18 protein-coding genes are annotated in these 15,562 nt (G+C 69.5%); 15 read left to right on the top strand and 3 right to left on the bottom strand.

Features of this window, described 5'->3' with window-relative positions:
• Positions 1-85: 85 nt before the first annotated feature.
• The 6 genes from A5692_RS18150 (at position 86) to A5692_RS18125 (ending at position 4,110) form a co-directional block, all read left to right on the top strand.
• On the top strand, positions 86-1,246 hold the full coding sequence (locus A5692_RS18150) for a site-2 protease family protein (protein ID WP_068058321.1): 1,161 nt from the start codon (positions 86-88) through the stop codon (positions 1,244-1,246).
• Between the two features lie 76 nt (positions 1,247-1,322).
• Positions 1,323-1,679 carry a ferredoxin gene (gene fdxA / locus A5692_RS18145; protein WP_068058319.1) on the top strand — a complete coding sequence of 119 codons (357 nt, stop codon included), beginning with the start codon at positions 1,323-1,325 and terminating at the stop codon, positions 1,677-1,679.
• 7 nt (positions 1,680-1,686) lie between these two features.
• Positions 1,687-2,367: a metalloregulator ArsR/SmtB family transcription factor gene (locus tag A5692_RS18140; RefSeq protein ID WP_068058317.1), complete on the top strand. Its 681-nt coding sequence runs from the start codon at positions 1,687-1,689 to the stop codon at positions 2,365-2,367.
• The gene (locus A5692_RS18135) at positions 2,364-2,789 is read left to right on the top strand and encodes a hypothetical protein (protein ID WP_068058315.1); all 426 of its coding nucleotides are present in this window, start codon (positions 2,364-2,366) and stop codon (positions 2,787-2,789) included. The genes A5692_RS18140 and A5692_RS18135 overlap by 4 nt, the downstream gene beginning before the upstream one ends.
• Positions 2,790-2,820: 31 nt before the next feature.
• Complete coding sequence (locus A5692_RS18130; protein ID WP_068058313.1) at positions 2,821-3,165, top strand: cupin domain-containing protein; 345 nt, start codon at positions 2,821-2,823, stop codon at positions 3,163-3,165.
• 3 nt (positions 3,166-3,168) lie between these two features.
• Positions 3,169-4,110, top strand: coding sequence for a nitronate monooxygenase family protein (locus A5692_RS18125; RefSeq protein WP_068058311.1), 942 nt, complete (start codon positions 3,169-3,171; stop codon positions 4,108-4,110).
• Positions 4,111-4,118: 8 nt separating this feature from the next.
• Here the strand turns inward: A5692_RS18125 and A5692_RS18120 are convergent, their stop codons facing one another.
• Positions 4,119-4,826 carry a metalloregulator ArsR/SmtB family transcription factor gene (locus tag A5692_RS18120; protein ID WP_068058309.1) on the bottom strand — a complete coding sequence of 236 codons (708 nt, stop codon included), beginning with the start codon at positions 4,824-4,826 and terminating at the stop codon, positions 4,119-4,121.
• Positions 4,827-4,904: 78 nt separating this feature from the next.
• On the opposite strand from A5692_RS18120, the gene A5692_RS18115 reads away from it, so the two are divergent.
• Positions 4,905-5,342, top strand: a complete 438-nt coding sequence (locus tag A5692_RS18115; protein ID WP_068058307.1) for a DoxX family membrane protein — start codon at positions 4,905-4,907, stop codon at positions 5,340-5,342.
• A gap of 9 nt (positions 5,343-5,351) precedes the next feature.
• On the opposite strand, the gene A5692_RS18110 is transcribed toward A5692_RS18115, so the two are convergent.
• A complete protein-coding gene (locus A5692_RS18110) occupies positions 5,352-5,852 on the bottom strand; it encodes a DUF1990 family protein (RefSeq protein WP_068058383.1) in 501 nt (166 codons plus the stop codon).
• A gap of 57 nt (positions 5,853-5,909) precedes the next feature.
• Here A5692_RS18110 and A5692_RS18105 point away from each other — a divergent pair, with 57 nt between their 5' ends.
• Together A5692_RS18105 and A5692_RS18100 are read left to right on the top strand one after the other, a co-directional pair.
• Positions 5,910-6,794: an aldo/keto reductase gene (locus A5692_RS18105; protein WP_068058305.1), complete on the top strand. Its 885-nt coding sequence runs from the start codon at positions 5,910-5,912 to the stop codon at positions 6,792-6,794.
• A 20-nt stretch (positions 6,795-6,814) separates the two neighbouring features.
• Positions 6,815-7,438 (top strand): PaaI family thioesterase, encoded by a 624-nt coding sequence (locus A5692_RS18100; protein ID WP_068058304.1) that lies wholly within the window; start codon positions 6,815-6,817, stop codon positions 7,436-7,438.
• Here A5692_RS18100 and A5692_RS18095 read toward each other — a convergent pair.
• Positions 7,429-9,009, bottom strand: a complete 1,581-nt coding sequence (locus tag A5692_RS18095) for an MmgE/PrpD family protein (protein ID WP_068058303.1) — start codon at positions 9,007-9,009, stop codon at positions 7,429-7,431. The two genes, A5692_RS18100 and A5692_RS18095, sit on opposite strands and share 10 nt — an antisense overlap.
• Positions 9,010-9,138: 129 nt before the next feature.
• Here A5692_RS18095 and thrS point away from each other — a divergent pair, with 129 nt between their 5' ends.
• From thrS to A5692_RS18065, 6 genes are read left to right on the top strand one after another with little or no spacing between them, the layout of a single operon-like run.
• A complete protein-coding gene (thrS, locus tag A5692_RS18090) occupies positions 9,139-11,259 on the top strand; it encodes a threonine--tRNA ligase (RefSeq protein ID WP_068058302.1) in 2,121 nt (706 codons plus the stop codon).
• The gene (locus A5692_RS18085; protein ID WP_068058300.1) at positions 11,252-11,818 is read left to right on the top strand and encodes an HIT domain-containing protein; all 567 of its coding nucleotides are present in this window, start codon (positions 11,252-11,254) and stop codon (positions 11,816-11,818) included. The genes thrS and A5692_RS18085 overlap by 8 nt, the downstream gene beginning before the upstream one ends.
• Positions 11,819-11,831: 13 nt before the next feature.
• A complete protein-coding gene (gene pgsA, locus A5692_RS18080; protein ID WP_068058298.1) occupies positions 11,832-12,464 on the top strand; it encodes a phosphatidylinositol phosphate synthase in 633 nt (210 codons plus the stop codon).
• Between the two features lie 35 nt (positions 12,465-12,499).
• Positions 12,500-13,402: a phosphatidylinositol mannoside acyltransferase gene (locus tag A5692_RS18075; protein WP_068058381.1), complete on the top strand. Its 903-nt coding sequence runs from the start codon at positions 12,500-12,502 to the stop codon at positions 13,400-13,402.
• Entirely contained in the window at positions 13,402-14,526 is a 1,125-nt protein-coding gene (locus A5692_RS18070) for a glycosyltransferase family 4 protein (RefSeq protein ID WP_068058296.1), read from the top strand. Before A5692_RS18075 ends, A5692_RS18070 begins: the two co-directional genes overlap by 1 nt.
• Complete coding sequence (locus A5692_RS18065; RefSeq protein ID WP_068058294.1) at positions 14,526-15,560, top strand: NUDIX domain-containing protein; 1,035 nt, start codon at positions 14,526-14,528, stop codon at positions 15,558-15,560. Before A5692_RS18070 ends, A5692_RS18065 begins: the two co-directional genes overlap by 1 nt.
• The last annotated feature ends 2 nt before the right edge of the window (positions 15,561-15,562 follow it).

The following is a 15,562-nucleotide window of genomic DNA, read 5'->3' as shown; positions in this document are numbered from 1 at the left end:
CTAGTGACGACCGCGGCGCCGCCCTACTTTCGGATAAGGAGGCGGCGGTCGAATCGCCTGGCCGCAACGACTTTGGAGGTTTGAGGTGCGCGATGCGATCCCGCTGGGGCGGATCGCCGGTTTTCCGGTGAATGTCCACTGGAGCGTGCTGGTCATTCTTTGGCTGTTCACCTGGAGCCTGGCAAGCACCCTTCCCGGCAGCGTCAAGGGGTATTCGCCGGTCGCCTACTGGGTGGCCGGTGCGTGTGGCGCGCTGGTGTTGCTGGCCTCGCTGGTGGCGCACGAACTGGCGCACGCCGTGGTCGCCCGTCGCGCCGGGGTGGCCGTGGGGAGCGTGACGCTCTGGCTGTTCGGCGGTGTGACGACCCTGGGCGGCGAGGCGAAGACACCCCGGGCGGCTTTGCGGATCGCGATTGCCGGACCGGCCACCAGCCTTGCGCTGGCGGCCATCTTCGGCGGCCTCGTTGTCGCGCTGCCGATGGTCGGCGCCGCCCCGATCGTGGTCGGCGTCGCCTCCTGGCTGGCGGGCATCAACCTGCTGCTGGGCCTGTTCAATCTGCTGCCGGGCGCGCCCTTGGACGGTGGCCGGGTGCTGCGGGCCTTCCTGTGGCGCCGCCACGGCGACAGCGTGCGCGCCAGCATCGGGGCCGCGCACGCCGGCCGGGTGGTCGCGTTCATCCTGATCGGGTTGGGCTTGGCGGAATTCCTGTTGGGCGGCCTCGTCGGCGGCGTCTGGTTGGCCTTCATCGGCTGGTTCATCTTCGCGGCCAGTCGCGAAGAGGAGATGCGGATATCGACCCAGCAGATGTTTTCCGGGGTGCGCGTCGCCGACGCCATGACGGCCCGGCCGCATACCGCTCCCGGGTGGATCACCGTCGACGACTTCGTCCAGCGCTACGTGCTCGGCGACCGCCACTCGGCGTACCCGGTCGTCGACCAGAGTGGGGCGGTCTCAGGACTGATCACGTTGCGGCAGTTGCGTGACGTCGCGCCCGGGCGGCGCACCACCACCACCGTGGGCGACGTCGCGCAACCGCTGCACGAGGTGCCCTCCGGTGCGCCCCAGGAGCCGCTGACCGCCCTGCTGGAGCGCATGGCGCCCGCGGGTCCGCGCAGCCGCGCCCTGGTGTTCGAGGGCGACCAGGTGGTCGGCATCGTCACCCCCACCGATGTGGCGCGGCTGATCGAGGTATACCGGCTCGCCCATCCCGAAGACGCGAAACCGGCGTCGGCTCAAAGCGTTTAGGCCGTCGACCGCGATGCCGGCGGAGGTCCTCCCAAGGCCCTGGTTTTTACAAGAGCCGTTGTGTAAACTCTGCCGCATGGCATACGTGATCGGAAAGCCGTGCATCGACGTGATGGACCGTGCCTGTGTGGAGGAGTGTCCCGTCGACTGCATCTACGAGGGCGGACGGGCGCTCTACATCCATCCCGACGAATGCGTGGACTGCGGCGCGTGCGAACCGGTGTGCCCGGTCGACGCCATCTACTACGAAGACGACCTGCCCGAGGAGCTCAGACCGTACCTGGCCGACAATGAGGCGTTCTTCGCCGAGACGCTGCCGGGCCGCGACGCCCCCTTGGGATCTCCGGGTGGGGCGGCCAAGCTGGGGCCGCTCGGTGTAGACACGCCTTTGGTGGCCGCTCAGCCGAGGGCCGACCAAGCGGAAGGAGCGTGAGGGTCCCGTGAAGTTGCCGCCCCCTTCGGTCGGGGAATCCGCCAGCCGCCGGCGCGAGGTGCTGCGGGTGTTGCGCAGGTCACCCGACCCCATGAGCATCGCCGCGATCGCCGAAATGCTGGGCGTGCACCCGAACACCGTCCGCTTCCACCTCGACAGCCTGGTCGGCGACGGGCAAGTGGAGCATGTCGAACTGGACCGCAAGGGGCCGGGCCGCCCTCCGCTGATGTTCCGCGCCGTCCGGCAGATGGACCGCGGCGGCACGCGGCACTACCGCCTGCTTGCCGAGATCCTGGCCACCGCCTTCGCCGGAGAGCGCGATGCCGGCGCCAAGGCCCAGGCCGCGGGCCGGGCCTGGGGGCACAAACTGGAATCCAGCCTGGAAGCGGTGCCCACGCGGCCCGCCAGCGCCGACGACGCCATCGACCATTTGGTCAACATGCTCGACGAACTCGGCTTCGCGCCCGAGCGCCGGGCGGCCGACGGGGAGCAACAGGTCGGCCTGCGGCACTGCCCGTTCCTGGAGTTGGCCGAAAACCGGACCACCGTCGTCTGTCCTGTGCACCTGGGCCTCATGCAGGGCGCCATGGAGGCCTGGGGGGCTCCGGTGTCAGTCGAGCGGCTCGACGCATTCGTCGAACCGGATCTGTGTGTGGCGCACCTGGCGTTGCAGAAGGCGGCCACATGAGCACCGGCCCGGCGATCGCCGTCGCCGTCACCTTCGTGTGGCTCGGCATGGTGCTGGCCATCTCCTTCCTGGAAGCGCCGCTGAAGTTCCGCGCGCCCAACGTGACCCTGCAGATCGGGCTCGGCATCGGGCGCCTGGTGTTTCGCGCCCTCAACACCGTCGAGGTCTGCTTCGCCCTTGTCGTCCTGGCGATCGTGGTCGCCGGCCCGACGCGGCCGGGCATCGCCGCGGCGGTCTTCGTCGCCGTCGGCGCGCTGGCCCTGCAGTTGATCGCGGTGCGCCCGCGATTGACGCGCCGATCCGACAGCGTGCTCGCCGGGTCGGAGGGACCGCGCTCCCGAGCCCATTACGTATATGTGGCCTTCGAGGTGGTCAAGGTAGTCGCGTTAGTCGTCGCGGGGATACTGCTATTGACGGCCTGATCGCCTCCGCTCAACCGCAAAGGACTCAGCTATGGAATCGATCTCGTTGACCGGCCTCGCGTCCGAAAAGCTGGCAGAGGCCAAGGAATCGCACAGCGGGCGGGCCGCCCACACCATCCACGGTGGCCACAGCCACGAACTTCGGCAGACCGTGCTGGCTTTGCTTGGCGGCCATGAGCTTTCCGAGCACGACGGCCCCGCGGAGGCAACGCTGCAGGTGCTGCAGGGCCACGTGCGGATGACCGCCGGCGACGACGCCTGGGAGGGCAAGACCGGCGACTATGTCGCGATCCCGACGGAACGGCACGCCCTGCACGCGGTCGAGGATTCGGTGGTCATGCTGACCGTCCTCAAGACCATCCCGTCGGCTCACTAGCCGATGCTTTCCACGCCCTGGTCACGGGACTTCGGGCTGCGGGTACCGATCGTCAACGCGCCGATGGGCGGGGTCGCCGGTGGCCGGCTGGCCGCGGCGGTCACGGCCGCGGGCGGTCTGGGCATGGTCGGCATGGGCAGTGTCGCGACGAGGGAACTGCTCAGGACCCAGCTGGAGCACGTGCGGGGCAGGTTCGGCATCGGCCTGGTCGATTGGGTGATGCGCACCGAGGCGGGCCTGCTGGACGACGCCCTGGCCGCGCGGCCGGCGCTGCTGTCGGTCAGTTTCGGCACCGACTGGTCATGGGTCGCCAAAGCCCACGATGCCGGAATCCCGACCGCCACCCAGGTGTACGACGGCCTCGGGGCGCGACAGGCGGCCGATGCCGGCGTCGACATCCTGGTGGCCCGCGGCTCGGAGGGCGGCGGGCACGGTGAGACGAAGCTCGCGACCCTGCCGTTGCTCGACACCGTGCTGGATGCCGTCTCGGTGCCGGTGCTCGCCGGCGGCGGGGTCGCGTCGGCGCGCAGCCTGGCCGCCGTGCTGGCCGCCGGGGCGAGCGGCGCGTGGGTGGGCACCCGCCTGGCCGCCTGTCCCGAGGCGCTCTCCGGCGACGGCAGCCGCCGCGCACTGATCGCGGCCCGGGCCACCGACACCGCGGTCACCCGGGCCTTCGACGTCGCCCAGGCCCGGCCGTGGCCCGCGCGATTCCCGTCGCGGGTGCTGACCAACGACTTCGTCGAGCGCTGGACCGGCAACGAGGACGCGCTCAACCCGCAGGCCTGCGACGAACTGGCGGCGTCCATCGCGGCCGACGACCGCCGGGTCGCCCCGGTGGACGCCGGTCAGGGCGTCGGGATGATCCGCGACGACGCTTCGGTGGCCGAGGTGATCGACGAAATGTGTTCGGGTGCAGAGCGTTTGCTGTCCGGCTGGGGTGGGTAGCGGCCGGGCTACCCGTCGCCCGGGGTCAGCACGACGCAACAGCGGTCCTGCCCGGGGCATAGCCGGGCGTCGGGCCCGTGCGGCGCCAGGGCGTCGGCCACGCCGGTGATGAGTGCGTGGTTCATGTTGCAGGCCAACTCGGTCTGCTCCCGGGCGAGCGCGTGGAATGGGCAGTTGGCGAGTTCGATCCGGCGCCCCACTGTGTGGGGTTCGTAGCCGTACCTGCTCAAGACCTTGACCGCGGCCTTGAGCCCGGCCGCCGCATTGCCGGGCCGGCGCGTCGTCGCTGCGATGGTCCGTCCGTAGTCGCGCGCAACCCCGTTGAGGACCTCGACAACGGGCTCGCCCGTGCTGGCGGACTCCGCGATCGCCGTCGCCATCAGCCGTCCCGCCAATTCGTACTCGCGCTGGGGGAGGCTGACGGCGATGTCACGGCGCGCGCGGCGATACAGCTTCGATGTCCGTCCCGCGCCCGGGCCGGACCGGCCGGTCACACGTGCGTAGTCGCTTTCCAGCAGTCCGTCGGCGGTTAACCGATCCAGATGAAACTTGGCCTGGTGGTGGGCGATCCCCACCGCATCGGCCGCCTGGTCGCGGCTCACCGGGGCCGATTGTGCGCACACATATCGGTAGAGCTCGCGGCGCACCGGGTCGGCGAGCGCCCCGATGCCGGCGGCGTCGCGTTCCAGGGGGTCGTCGTCGAAGTCCACGGCCATTTCTAACAGATAAAACTCTTGACGCTACAGTCTATCGATTCTAACGTTCAGATTATTATCTGTTAGAAGGAGGCGAATATGAACACAACCGACGCGACCCCCACGTTCGCGGCCCAGCTGAAGGATCCCGCGCTGTCGGCGTACTACGCCCTGCGCACCGTTTTCACCATCGCGCCCATCGTTTTCGGGCTGGACAAGTTCTTCAACGTGTTGACTCACCCGCATCACTGGAGCATGTACCTGGCCCGCTGGATCGACGACTTGGTGCCCGGTACGGCCGACCAATGCATGTACCTGGTGGGCGTCATCGAGATCGTGGCCGGCGTGCTGGTCGCCGTGGCCCCGCGGTTCGGCGCCTGGGTGGTCGCGGCATGGCTGGCCGGAATCATCATCGACCTGGTCACCGGGCCGGGTTTCTACGACGTCGCGCTGCGGGACTTCGGACTGCTGGTGGGCGCCATCGCCCTGGCCCGGCTGGCGCAGGGCGTGCACAGCGGCGCCATCGGGAGCCGATGACCCCTCGGCTCAGACGCCGCGCAGATAGCGTTTGGCGATGACACGCTGGGCCACCGACACCACCGGCCCCGCGGCCTTGCTCCACCAGGTGGCCGGCCGCGAGAAAGCCGTCACCTCCGCGAACACCGCGGAGGTGACGGGGTCATGCCGGACGACGAAGCGTTCCTCACCAGACTCCGGGTGTCCGGGCAGCGTGCCGTAGGCGAATCCGCGGATGTCGGGTTCGTCGATGACATAGACCACCCGGCACGGCGCGGGCAGGAAACCCATGCGCACCACCACCACCGTGTCGACATCGGCGACCTCGGAGCTGGCCTTGACCCGCAGGCCGGCCCCGTGCTGCATGCCCCAGCGCATGACGGCGTGGGCCGCTTGCTCGAAGCGCTGCCGGCCGGTGCCGATCTGGCTCTCGGTGTGCAGGTGGCCGTAACCCGCGGGCAGCGTGCCGGAGGCCGTCGCTCCCACCTCGGTGTAGGTCAACGGGAGGCCCTCGAGCGCTGCTAAGTCCACCCGGCCAGCTTGCCACGCCGGGATGCGCGCCGACATTTGCGGCGTACGGTCGTAAAAGTGACCGCACAGAACTCGAAAACCGTTGCAGAAGCGTCCGGAACGTTCACCCTCGGCGGCGACCTGACCGTCAACCGGCTCGGGTTCGGCGCCATGCGCCTGACCGGGAAGGGCGTCTGGGGGCCGCCGGCTGACCGCGACGAGGCCGTCAGGGTGTTGCGGCGCGCCGTCGAACTCGGCGTGAACTTCATCGACACCGCCGACTCCTACGGCCCCTACATCGCCGAGGAGATCATTCGCGAGGCGCTGCACCCGTACGACGGGCTGGTCATCGCGACCAAGGCGGGCCTGCTGCGCACCGGACCGGACGTCTGGATCCCGCTGGGCAACCCGAGCTATCTGCGCCAGGAATGCGAGATGAGCCTGCGCCGCCTCGGCGTCGACACCATCGACCTGTTCCAGCTGCACCGCATCGACCGCGACTTCCCGCTGGCCGATCAGGTGGGCGAGCTGCTGACGCTGAAGAACGAAGGCAAGATCCGCCACATCGGCCTGTCGGAGGTCAACGTCGACCAACTGGCGGAGGCCCAGAAGATCACCGAGATCGTCTCGGTGCAGAACATGTACAACCTGTCCGCCCGGGGCGCCGAACCGCTGCTGGACGCCGCGACCGAGCAGGGCATCGGGTTCATCCCGTGGTTCCCGCTGGCGGCCGGGCCGCTGGCCGCCGCCGACGGCCCGCTGCAGCGCATCGCCGCCGAGCACGACGCGAGCCCGTCGCAACTCGCGCTGGCCTGGTTGCTGAAGCGGTCGCCGGTGATGCTGCCGATTCCGGGCACGTCGAAGGTGACGCACCTGGAGGAGAACGTCGCCGCGGCCCAGATCGAGCTGAGCGACGACGAGTTCGAGGCGCTGTCGACTGCCGGAGGTCAGAAAACCGTCTGACCGCCGGATACGGTGTCCGGGTGACCAGCGGACAGGCCGGGCATCCCGGCGGTGGGTTCAATCCGCCGGAGCCGACGACCAAGGGCGGCCCCGACTACGGCCGGTTCATCGACGCCGTGCGCACCCTGCAGGACCACGCCCGAGCCGTGGACGCGCCCGACGCGGTGATCACCGAGGCCGCCGACCTGCTGGACAAGGTGTCGGCGCTATTGAGCCCGTTCGACGCCGACGAATGGAACTCCCCGTCGGGGCGCCGGATGGACCTGCCGATGCGCGGCAACATCCTGAGCGTGCCCATGAAGGCCCGCAAGACCGATGACGGCCGCATCCAGGGCTCGGCCCGATTCGCCCGGTTCCATCTCGGCCGCAACGGCGCCGTGCACGGCGGATGCCTGGGGATGCTGTTCGACAGCGTGCTCGGGTTGACGTCCTCGGTGCTGACCGGGGGCCCCTACCAGCGCACCGCGTACCTGAAGATCGACTACCGCCACATCGTGCCGATCGAGAAGGAACTGCAGTTCGACGCCGGCGTCGACCGGGTGGACGGGCGCAAGATCTTCGTCTCCGGCCGGTTGACCGACGGCGAGACGCTGCTGACCGAAGCCGACGCCCTGTTCGTTCGGCTCAAGCCCGGTCAGCCCTGACGGCCCAGCAGGCGCCACAGGTCGTCGGCGTCGGCGTCAATCGCCGCCGAGATGTCCTCAGACCGCTCTTGGCCCCACACCGCAGGTCCACTGCCCAAAAGCTTTTCGCGGCTGACCGCGTCGGGACCGGTTTTCACATTGCCGGCTCCGCCGTGCGGAACACCGCATTCGGCCGCCAACTCCCGGCCGCCGCGCAACCTCACCCGCACCCGGGCGGGGAACGTCATGGTGAATGCGTCGAGTGCTGCCGGCGCCCACAACTGTCCTGTCGCCGCTCGCCCGGTCGCGCCGATTCCACCGTCTCGCAGGGCGCGGAGCAGAGCGATGCCGTCGCCGAGGGCGAAGCGAACGCCCTTGTGTTCCCGGCGAGTTCGCCGGAGGGCGCCGAGCAGTCGGCGCGTCGGCGTCCCGGCCATCATGGCGCGAACCGGAAGAAGCGGTGCCATCGCTTGGGCCGTTCGCAGGGTGAGCGACCAGTCGTGCCGCAACGACACCCGGGCGGCGACCTCGGCGAGCTCGCGGTGGTGGCCGGCCAGCCATTCCTCGTTGACTTCGTCCGGTGTGAGCCGCCCGGCAACAAGCGTGGCCGCCACGGTCCACGGGATCGAGAAGTTGATGGTCACCGGTGTGGGCACGCGGCCGCCCGTGTACCCCTGCGACATGGCATCCATCCCGCAGGTCAGCACGCCCGCATCGACGACCACCGACTCGACTTCGGCGGCCGGCGGCGGCCCGAGCTCGTGCAGCGCGTCGACGGTCGTATCGACATAAGCGCAGCCCGGATACCGCTTGACGCTCAGAGTCCGTGTCGCCCAACCGGAGCCGAGCCCACCCAGCAGTGCGGGCAGCGGCGCGTAGGAGAACGCATCGAAGAAGCCCTGCGGGTGGTCGAGGGCGTCCAGCGGACCGGTGACGCCGTTGGCGGCGAGTCGCGCGGCCCGGACGCCGGCCACAGTCGGTTCCGCGGCCGTCAGCAGCTTCGAATCGGGGGCCATGAAGCCCGGCACAGTGGGGCGCGGAGCCTGGTAGAGGGCAAGCGCCAGGGCATGCGCCATCCGTCCCGCATCGAGTCCGAGCAGCCGCCCAGCGCTGACGGCGGCTCCGGCGGCATGCACGAACGACCACAACTGACCATTGAGCGGCCCGAGCAGGCAGGCGCCGCCCAAGCGGGCCTCGAGCTCGTTGGCCGCCACCTGGGCGGTGAGTTGCTCGGCCGCCGAGGCGCCGGTCTCGGCGGCCAGGAGTACCGGTACCCAGACGGCGGAGTGGCCGGCGTGAGCGAAGCACATGTAGTCGTCGAAGTCGAGCGCGATCGACAACGCGGCCGCGGCGTACAGGGCGTCGTCGACGGCAACGGAACGGCGCAATCCCGGCACCACCGCAGGGCCCTCGCCGGCCCAGCTTTCGACGCCGCCGAGCACGCGCCGCGACGCGACGTCACCGGCCGATGCGGCCGTGGCCGCGAACACGGATCGGCGTTGGGTACGGCACAGGTCGACCACCGCGTCGGGGACATCGTCGAGACGAAGGTCAGCGGCCCACCCGGCCAACCGTTCGATGGTGGTGACCACGCAGGCACGGTAGGCGCACTTCGATCGAGGGGTCAATCGGTGTGGCCCGGCGGTGTGGGGTGGCGGTCGGCCACACGGATAGCATGGTCGCGATCGTTCCGACATGCCCAAGCCTGGAGAATTCACCCGATGAGCGCCGCCGCACAGCCCACCCCGCAGGCCGATGGCGGCGACCCGCAGCGCCCGGCCGAGCCGGGCTTGCGATCGCCGCAGGCCCCGATCCGGGTTCCTGCCGGCACTACGGCGGGCGCCGCGGTCCGCGAGGCGGGGCTGCCGGGCCGGGGGGCGCCGGACGCGGTCGTGGTGGTGCGCGACGCCGACGGCAAGCTGCGCGACCTGAGCTGGGTGCCCGACGCCGACGTCGAGGTCGTGCCCGTCGCCGCCAACACCGACGAGGGCCGCAGCGTCATCCGGCATTCGGCCGCGCACGTGTTGGCCCAGGCCGTCCAGGGAATGTTCCCCCACGCCAAGTTGGGGATCGGGCCGCCCATCACCGATGGCTTCTACTACGACTTCGACGTGGCCGAGCCGTTCACCCCCGAGGATCTGGCGGCGCTGGAGAAGCGGATGCGCCAGATCGTCAAAGACGGACAGCTGTTCGAGCGCCGCGTCTACGAGTCCAAGGACCAGGCGCGCGCGGAGTTGGCCGACGAGCCCTACAAGCTCGAACTCGTCGACGACAAGTCCGTCGGAACCGAGCACATGGCCGAAATAATGGAGGTAGGCGGCGACGAGCTCACCGCCTACGACAACCTCAATCCCCGCACCCGCGAACGGGTTTGGGGCGACCTGTGTCGCGGGCCGCACATCCCCACCACCAAGCACATCCCGGCGTTCAAGCTGACTCGCAGCTCGGCCGCCTACTGGCGCGGCGACCAGCAAAACGCCAGCCTGCAGCGCATCTACGGCACCGCATGGGAATCGCAGGAGGCGCTGGACCGCCACCTCGAGCTGATCGCCGAAGCCCAGCGGCGCGACCACCGCAAGCTGGGCGCCGAGCTGGACCTGTTCAGCTTCCCCGACGAGATCGGTTCCGGGCTGGCCGTTTTCCACCCCAAGGGCGGCATTATCCGGCGCGAACTGGAGGAGTACTCGCGACGCGAGCACGAGCTGGCGGGCTACGAGTTCGTCAACACCCCGCACATCACCAAAGAACAGCTCTACGTCACGTCGGGGCACCTGGAGTGGTACGCCGACGGCATGTATCCGCCAATGCACCTCGACGCCGAGTTCAACCCGGACGGCACGGTACGCAAGCCCGGCCAGGACTACTACCTCAAGCCGATGAACTGCCCGATGCACCACCTGATCTATCGGTCACTGGGACGGTCGTACCGCGAGCTTCCGTTGCGGCTCTTCGAGTTCGGCAGCGTCTACCGTTACGAGAAGTCGGGTGTGGTGCACGGGCTGACCCGGGTGCGGGGCATGACCCAGGACGACGCCCACATCTACTGCACGCGCGAGCAGATGCGCGTTGAGCTGGCCTCGCTCCTGCGTTTTGTGCTTGGCCTGCTGGCCGACTACGGGCTCAACGACTTCTATTTGGAGCTGTCCACCAAAGACCCGGAGAAGTATTCCGGCTCCGACGAGATGTGGGACGAGGCCACCGAAGTCTTGCGTGAGGTCGGCGAAGCGTCCGGCCTGGAACTGCTGCCCGACCCGGGTGGCGCCGCGTTCTATGGCCCGAAGATCTCGGTGCAGGTCAAGGATGCGCTGGGTCGCAGCTGGCAGATGTCGACCATTCAGCTTGATTTCAACATGCCGGACCGCTTCGAGCTGGAATACACCGCCGCCGACGGTTCGCGGCAGCGACCGGTGCTGATCCACCGGGCTTTGTTCGGCTCGATCGAGCGGTTCTTCGGCATCCTCACCGAGCACTATGCGGGGGCCTTCCCGGCGTGGCTGGCGCCAGTGCAGGTGGTCGGCATCCCTGTCGCGGACGAGCACGTCGACTATCTGTATCAGGTTGCCGCACAATTGAAGTCACACAGGGTGCGCGTCGAGGTGGACACCAGCGACGACCGGATGGCCAAGAAGATCGTCAACCACACCAACCAGAGGGTGCCGTTCATGCTGCTGGCCGGTGACCGTGACGTCCAGGCGGGGGCGGTGAGTTTCCGCTTCGGCGACCGCACCCAGATCAACGGCGTGCCTGTCGGCGCGGCGATCGATGCCATCGTCAAGTGGATCGCTGATCGCGAGAATGCCACTCCCACGGCCGAACTCGTGAAGGTAACCGGCGGTGAGTGATCCCGACGACCGCGCCGACGACACCATCCTGGACACCGGTGTCGGCCAGAGCGACCACCTGCAACGGTTGTGGACGCCCTACCGGATGACGTATCTGGCCGAAGCGCCGATGAAGCGCGACAACGGCAAGACCGAGCAGCCGTTCACCGACATCCCGCAACTGTCCGACGAGGAAGGCCTGGTGGTCGCCCGCGGCGACTTGGTCTACGCCGTCCTCAACCTGTACCCCTACAACCCTGGGCACCTGATGGTGGTGCCGTATCGGCGGGTGTCCGAGCTCGAGGACCTCACCGTCGAGGAGAGCGCGGAACTGATGGCCTTCATACAGAAGGCTATTCGCGTCATCAAGAACGTGTCGCGGCCGCACGGCTTCAACGTCGGCCTCAATCTGGGCAGCTCGGCGGGCGGATCGCTGGCCGAACACCTGCACGTGCACGTCGTGCCGCGCTGGGGCGGCGACGCCAACTTCATCACCATCATCGGCGGGTCCAAGGTGATCCCGCAGTTGCTGCGCGAGACCCGCCGGCTGCTGGCCACGGAGTGGGCTAACCAGCCATGAGATTTGGGCGCACATGAGTAAGGTGCCGTTCCTGTCGCGAGCGGCGTTCGCGCGGCTCACCACACCGACCGCCCGGGCGTGCCTGCGGATCGGGCTGACACCGGATGCGGTCACCGTTCTGGGCACCATCGTGGCGGTGGCCGGGGCGCTGACGCTGTTCCCGATGGGCAAGCTGTTCATCGGCACGCTGGTGGTCTGGTTCTTCGTGCTGTTCGACATGCTCGACGGCGCCATGGCCCGCGAGCGCGGGGGCGGCACCCGGTTCGGTGCCGTGCTGGACGCCACGTGCGACCGGGTCAGCGACGGGGCGGTGTTCTGCGGGCTGCTGTGGTGGGCGGCATTCGGGCTGCACGACAAGCTGCTGGCGGTGGCGACGTTGATCTGCCTCGTCACGTCGCAGGTGATCTCCTACATCAAGGCGCGCGCCGAGGCCAGCGGGCTGCGCGGGGACGGCGGCCTGATCGAACGCCCGGAACGCTTGATCATCGTGCTGGTCGGCGCCGGGGTGTCGGACTTCCCGTTCGTGGCTTGGCCGCCGGCGCTGCCGGTGGCGATGTGGCTGCTGGCGGCGGCCAGCGTGGTCACCTGCGTGCAGCGGCTGCACACGGTGCGGACCTCGCCCGGCGCGACGGAGCGCATGCCGTGATTCCGGGCACGAATCTGATCAGCGCGCCCCGCCGGATGGTGTCCGGCACCGCGAGCGACTGGGCGTACGCGGCCGGGTGGATGGCGGTGCGGGCGATGCCCGAATTCGCGGCGCGCACCGCGTTCGCGGCGGGGGCACGCTATGCCGCCCGCGGCGGCGGCCCCGAGCAGCTGCGCAAGAACCTGGCCCGCGTCATCGGCGCGCCGCCGGCCGAGGTGCCCGACGCGCTGATGCGGGCCTCGCTGGCGTCCTACGCCCGCTACTGGCGCGAGGCATTCCGCCTGCCGTCGATGGATCAGCGGGAGCTGGGCCGCCGGCTCGAGGAGACGACTCAGGGCGCGCACAATTTGGATACCGCGCTGGCCGCCGGCCGCGGCGCTATCGTGGCGTTGCCGCATAGCGGCAACTGGGACATGGCCGGGGTGTGGTTTGTGCAGACGCGCGGCACTTTCAGCACGGTCGCCGAGCGACTCAAGCCCGAGTCGCTCTACCGGCGTTTCATCGACTATCGCGAGGGCCTCGGCTTCGAAGTGCTGCCGCTCTCCGGCGGCGAACGACCGCCGTTCGAGGTGCTGTGCGAGCGGCTGCGGAACAACGGGCTGGTGTGCCTGATGGCCGAGCGTGACCTCACCCGCACCGGTGTTGAGGTCGACTTCTTCGGCGAACCCACCCGGATGCCTGCGGGGCCGGCGAAGCTCGCGATCGAAACCGGGGCCACCCTGGTGTCGGCGCACTGCTGGTTCGAGGGCGACGGCTGGGGCATCGACGTGGCCAGTCCGGTGGACACCAGCAGCGGCGACGTCGCTGCTATCACCCAGGCGCTGGCCGACCGCTTCGCGGTGAACATCGCCGCCCATCCCGAGGACTGGCACATGCTGCAACCCCAGTGGCTGGCCGACCTGTCCGACGCTAAACGGGCGCGCCTCCGGGAGACCTGATGCGAATCGGGATGGTGTGCCCCTACTCGTTCGACGTGCCGGGCGGGGTGCAGTCGCACGTCCTGCAGCTGGCCGAGGTGATGCGCCGCCGCGGGCACGAGGTGAGCGTGCTGGCGCCGGCGTCGCCGCAAGCGGTCTTACCCGACTACGTCGTCTCGGCCGGCAAGGCCGTTCCGATTCCGTACAACGGCTCGGTGGCCCGGCTGCGGTTCGGCCCGGCGACGCACCGCAAGGTCAAAAAGTGGCTTGCCGAGGGCGATTTCGACGTCCTGCACCTACATGAGCCCAACGCGCCGAGCCTGTCGATGCTGGCCCTCAACATCGCGGAAGGGCCCATCGTCGCGACGTTTCACACCTCGACCACCAAGTCGCTGACGCTGACCGTCTTCCAGGGCATCCTGCGGCCGATGCACGAAAAGATCGTCGGGCGGATCGCGGTGTCGGACCTGGCCCGCCGCTGGCAGATGGAGGCCCTGGGCACCGACGCGGTCGAGATACCCAACGGGGTCGACGTCGACTCGTTCGCCTCCGCACCGCTGCTGGACGGCTACCCGCGGCCCGGCAAGACGGTGCTGTTCTTGGGCCGCTACGACGAGCCGCGCAAGGGGATGTCGGTCCTGCTCGATGCGCTGCCCAGGGTGGTTGAGCGCTTCCCGGACGTGCAACTGCTCATCGTCGGCCGCGGCGATGAGGACGAATTACGTGGCCAGGCAGGCGAACTGGTGAAGCACATGCGCTTCTTGGGTCAGGTCGACGATGCCGGGAAGGCGTCGGCGATGCGCAGCGCCGATGTGTACTGCGCGCCGCACGTCGGCGGCGAGAGCTTCGGCATCGTTCTGGTCGAGGCCATGGCCGCCGGCACCGCGGTGGTGGCCAGCGACCTGGACGCCTTTCGGCGGGTGCTGCTCGACGGCGAGGTGGGCTGCCTGGTGCCCGTCGGTGACGGCGCTGCGCTCGCGGGCGCCCTGGTTTCGGTGCTAGAAAACGATGTGCTGCGCGAACGCTTTGTGGCCGCCGGTTCGGCGGCCGTCCAGCGCTACGACTGGTCGGTGGTGGCCAGCCAGATCATGCGGGTCTACGAGACGGTCGCCGCGTCCGGCGCCAAGGTCGAGGTGGCCGGCTGATGACGTGGATGGCCGCCATCGCGGTGCTGGTCGGGCTGCTGGCCATCGTGGGCGCCTGGGCGTATCAGACGGCGAATCGGCTGGACCGGCTGCACGTTCGCTACGACCTGTCGTGGCAGGCGCTCGACGGGGCGTTGGCGCGGCGCGCGGTGGTCGCCCGGGCGGTCGCCATCGACGCGTACGGCGGCGCCTCCGAGGGCAGGCGGCTGGCCGCGCTGGCCGACGCCGCCGAGGCCGCGCCGCGGCAGGACCGCGAGGCGTGCGAGAACCAGCTGTCGGCCGCGCTGGCGATCGTCGACCCGGCGTCGCTGCCGGCCGGGCTGATCGCTGAGCTGGCCGACGCCGAGGCCCGGGTGCTGCTGGCCCGCCGCTTCCACAACGACGCGGTCCGCGACACCCTTGCACTGCGCGAGCGATTCCTGGTCCGAACTCTTCGCCTCGGCGGGACCGCCGCGCTGCCCAGCTATTTCGAAATCGTCGAGCGGCCGCACGCGTTGGCCCACGGCGACCACGGGGTGCTGAACCACCGCACGTCGGCGCGCGTCGTGCTGCTCGACGAGACGGGCTCGGTGCTGCTGCTGCGCGGTTCGGATCCGGCGATCGGCCGTGACCCACTCAAGAACGACGCGCCGAAATGGTGGATCACCGTCGGTGGAGAGGTGCGCAAGGGGGAGCGGTTGGCCGAGGCCGCCGCCCGGGAATTGGCCGAAGAGACCGGACTGCGGGTCGCGCCCGGCGAGATGGTCGGCCCCGTCTGGCGGCGCGACGAGGTGTTCGAGTTCAACGGCTCCCTGATCGACAGTGAAGAGTTCTATTTCGTCTACCGCACCCGCCGGTTCGAGCCCTCCGATGCGGGCCGAACGAACCTGGAACACAGCTACATCCACGGTCACCGCTGGTGCGATGCCGCGGACATCCTCCGGCTGGCGGCGGCCGGCGAGACGGTGTACCCGATGCAGCTCTTTGAACTGCTCAACGACGCGGCCGCGCTGGCCGGCGGCCGGGTCCCGGGCCCGCTGCAATCCATCCGCTGACC

The organism is Mycobacterium sp. E342, from assembly GCF_001667665.1.
Classification (GTDB): Bacteria; Actinomycetota; Actinomycetes; order Mycobacteriales; family Mycobacteriaceae; genus Mycobacterium.
Note: the sequence above shows the minus strand (reverse complement) of the source record. Positions and strands in the feature narration are given on the sequence as shown.